Below are 3,862 nucleotides of genomic sequence, written 5' to 3' on the forward strand. Positions count from 1 at the left end.
GATTTCCGGTGTCAGCCAGGGCGTGGCGGACGGCCGTCCGGGCGACACCGTGCACACCACGATCACTCTTGCCGCGCCGCTGCGCTACATCTATCGCTGCGACACCGCGCGGATCAGCGGTAACGTGGTACGCGCGACCCACGGGCAATCCGCCACGCAGGTGCTCGGCAGCGGCGACGCGTCCACCCCGTTCCAGGCGTTCACGCTGCGCCGGGCGCCGCTGACCTACCTGCCGAGCGCCGCGGCGTCCGGTGCGCAATCCACCCTGGTGACCCGGGTCAACGGGGTGCGCTGGGCGGCCACCGACGACCTGATGGCCGCCGGCCCCACCGACCACACCTATCTGACCCGCGCGGATGCCGGCGTGGGTCAGACCGGACCGGATGGAACGATCGTGCTGTTCGGCGACGGTGTGCACGGCGCCCGGCCGGCGACCGGCCAGGAGAACATCACCGCGAGCTACCGCGTTGGGCTTGGCCGGGCCGGCAATGTCGACGCCGGCCTGATCACCCAGCTGCAGAGCCGCCCGCCGCGGGTCAGCGCGGTCACCAACCCGCGGCCCGCCACCGGCGGTGCCGACCCCGACGGCCGGGACGCGGTGCGCCGCAACGCCGCCGTCGGCCTGCTCGCCCTCGACCATCTGGTGTCGGTGTCGGACTACGCCGACTTCGCGCGGGCACGGGCCGGGATCGGCAAAGCCGCCGCGACCAGGCTGTCCGACGGGCGGCGCACCGTCATCCACGTCACGGTCGCCGGCGCCGACAACATCCCGATCGACGAGGACTCGGAGCTGTTCCGCGGGTTGCGCCAGGCGCTGGCACGCCACGGCGACCCGGCGCAGCCCACCCGGCTCGCCGTCCGGGATCTGGCACTGATCCTGTGCGCGGCGAACATCCGGGTGCTGCCCGACTACCTGTGGACGCGGGTGGAGCCGGCGGTCCGGGCCGCGCTGCTCGACCGCTTCTCCTTCGACCGCCGCGACCTCGGCCAGGATGTCGTCCTCAGCGATGTGATCGCGACCGTCCAGGCGGTGCCGGGGGTCGACTACGTCGACGTCGACGTCCTGACCACCGTGCCAGAGTCGATCACCATCAGTGAGCTCAACGGGCTCGCAGGCACCTTGACGTCGCCGCCACCGGCCCGGATCAGGATGTACCCGGCCCGGCGACCGCCCGAACCCCCCGCTACCGGTCCCGGTGTCGGTGTTCTGCCGGCCCAGCTCGCGATCATGAGTCCGGACGTGCCGGAGACGCTGATTCTGCAGGAGATCCGTTCATGAGCCGCCACGACCCCGATCTCGCCTCCGACCTCGACCGGTTGTACGCGCTGCTGCCCGCCATCCATCGCATCCGGGATGTCGAGTTCGGTGAGCCGCTACGAGCCCTGCTCCAGGTGATCAACGAACAGGTGGAGATCGTCCAGGGCGACATCGAGGCGCTCTACGACAACTGGTTCATCGAGACGTGCGCAGACTGGGTCGTCCCATATCTCGGCGATCTCGTCGGCCATGTTCCCCTGCACCCGGCCGCGGACCCCGGCCCACAGCCGGGTGCGGGCGGCTCGTCCAGCGCGCAGACCACGGCGCTGACCAGGGCGATCGCGTCCCGCACCGACGTCGCGAACACGGTTCACGCCCACCGCCGCAAGGGCAGCCTCGCCCTGTTGGAACAACTCGCCGCCGACGTCGCCGGCTGGCCGGCCCGCGCCGTGGAGTTCGCCCCGCTGCTCGGCGTCAGCGCACCAGTCCGGCTCTTTCGACCGGCAGCGGCGGACAACGCGTGGCGGATTCGCCGTGGCCGCACCGCCGACCTGCGTCAGGGGGACGCACTCGACCGCGTGGACGGGCCGTTCGACGAGCTCGCGCACACCGTCACCGTCAGTCGTCCGAATGCGGCCCGCCGGCCGCGCCGGTACGCCATCCCGAGCGTGGCGCTGTTCGTCTGGCGCCTACGGACCTACCCGGTCACGAACGCCCCGGCGCTGTGCATCGACGCCGCCCGCCACCACTTCACCTTCTCTCTGCTCGGCAACGACACGCCGCTGTTCGCCCGCCCGGCGCCCGAACCGGACCCGACCCACATCGCGGCGGAGACCAACCTGCCGGTGCCTATCCGGCGACGCGCCTTCGCCGAGCGCACCGCCGACTACTACGGCCTCACGCGCAGTCTGTTCATCTGGCGGGACGCCGAGCGCCGACCCGTCCCGCTCGAGCGGATCGTGCCCGCGGACCTGCGCGACTGGGCGTATCGCCCGCAGGGCGAGGATGTGGCGGTCGACCCGGTGTTGGGCCGGATCGCCTTCTCCCCACGGGCGGCACCCGAATCGGGGGTGTGGGTGAGCTACCGCTACGGGTTCAGCGACGACCTCGGCGGGGGTGAGTACGAACGGCCGCTGTCACCGACAGCCGGGGCGGAGGTCCACCGGAGGGTCTATCGGGTCGGCCCCGGCGAGCAGCACCAGGAGATCATGGGTGCCGTCGCCGCCTGGCAGGCGGACAAGCAGGCCGATCCGAACGCCGTGGCGTTGCGGGACGCGGTCATCGAGATCACCGACAGCGGTGCCTACCAGGAGCCCATCGAGATCATCCTGGCCTACGGAGAGCGGTTGGAGCTGCGCGCCGCGCAGGGCAGACGGCCGGTGCTACGACTGCTGAACTGGTACGGCAACCGTCCGGACAGTCTGCGTGTCCGCGGCCCGGCGGATCACCCCGAGTCCGAGGCTGAGGCTGAGGCCGAGCTGGCCCCGGCGTCGGCCCCGGCGCTGGACCGCGGCGACCAGCCACCGCGACTCGTCCTCGACGGCCTGTTGGTCTCCGGGCGAGGCATCCTGGTCAGCGGGACGGTCGAGGAGGTGGTCGTCCGGCACTGCACGCTGGTGCCCGGCTGGAGCCTCGGGCACGACTGCGAGCCCGAGGTCGGTACCGAACCGAGCATCGAGCTCACCGGCCAGGTCGGCTGCCTGCGGGTGGAACGCGCCATCCTCGGCACGGTCAGGGTCAGCGCGGACGAACGTGCTACCGATCCGATGTCGATCTGCATCGCCGACAGCATCCTTGACGCCACCGACGACGACCAGGACGCGCTTGGCGCACCCGATGCCTGCCACGCGTACGCGGTGGTGACCGTCCGGCGGACGACCGTGTTCGGGCACATCCGCGTGCACGCCGTCGAACTGGCCGAGAACTCGATCTTCACCGGTCCGGTCCGGGTGGTGCGCCGGCAGGTCGGCTGCGTCCGGTTCTGCTACGTCCCGCCCGGCTCACGCACGCCCGTCCGGTACGGCTGCCAGCCCGACGGGGTGCGCACGGCCGTCGACGAGGCCGTCCGCCTCGGCCGGCTCGACGCGACCGAGGCCACGCTCGCCCGGGTGCGGGAGGAGGGCCGGGTGCGACCGCGGTTCACCAGCTCCCGCTACGGCACCCCCGGCCATGCCCAGCTCGCCGTCGGATCCGCTCCGGAGATCAGTACCGGGGCGGACGACGAATCCGAACTCGGCGCCTTCCACGACCTTTTCACCGCGCAGCGGGCCGCCAACCTGCGGGCGCGTCTTGACCAGTTCGTCCCGGCCGGAACCGATGCCGGCATCGTCGTCGTCACCTGATCCCGACCTGCACCGCACCCGACACCAGTCTCCAGGAGGGACCGCATGTACGGCGACTTCTCCCGCCTCACCTTCGCGCCGGACAAGCATTTCTCGGCGGTCCTCAGCCAGCAGGGCCGGGTCACCCTCGATTCCGACGTCAACGAGCAGGCGCTGCTCGTCCAGCATTTCCTGCGGACGCTCGCGGCCGACGTCATCGGACCGCACGGAGGGCCTGGCCAGAGCTTCGCAATCAGGCTCGAAGTGGAGAGCAAAACTATAA

At 71.4% G+C, this 3,862-nt stretch carries 3 protein-coding genes; all 3 read left to right on the plus strand.

All coding sequences use genetic code 11. The features are described from left to right. Positions 1-1,279, plus strand: a 1,279-nt coding sequence (locus U9980_RS24330) for a putative baseplate assembly protein (RefSeq protein WP_322770061.1), incomplete at its 5' end; no start/stop codon positions are given. After that, on the plus strand, positions 1,276-3,600 hold the full coding sequence (locus U9980_RS24335; protein WP_322770062.1) for a hypothetical protein: 2,325 nt from the start codon (positions 1,276-1,278) through the stop codon (positions 3,598-3,600). The genes U9980_RS24330 and U9980_RS24335, both read left to right, overlap by 4 nt. Positions 3,601-3,645: 45 nt before the next feature. Next, positions 3,646-3,862: DUF6519 domain-containing protein (locus U9980_RS24340; protein WP_322770063.1), on the plus strand; the 217-nt coding region annotated here is incomplete at its 3' end.

Origin of the sequence: Protofrankia sp. Cr1, assembly GCF_963555865.1 — a bacterium.
Classification (GTDB): domain Bacteria; phylum Actinomycetota; class Actinomycetes; order Frankiales; family Frankiaceae; genus Protofrankia.

Excerpts from the sequence above, each read along its gene's own strand:
- U9980_RS24335 (WP_322770062.1), top strand. The coding sequence starts at position 1,276 with ATGAGCCGCCACGACCCCGATCTCGCCTCCGACCTCGACCGGTTGTAC.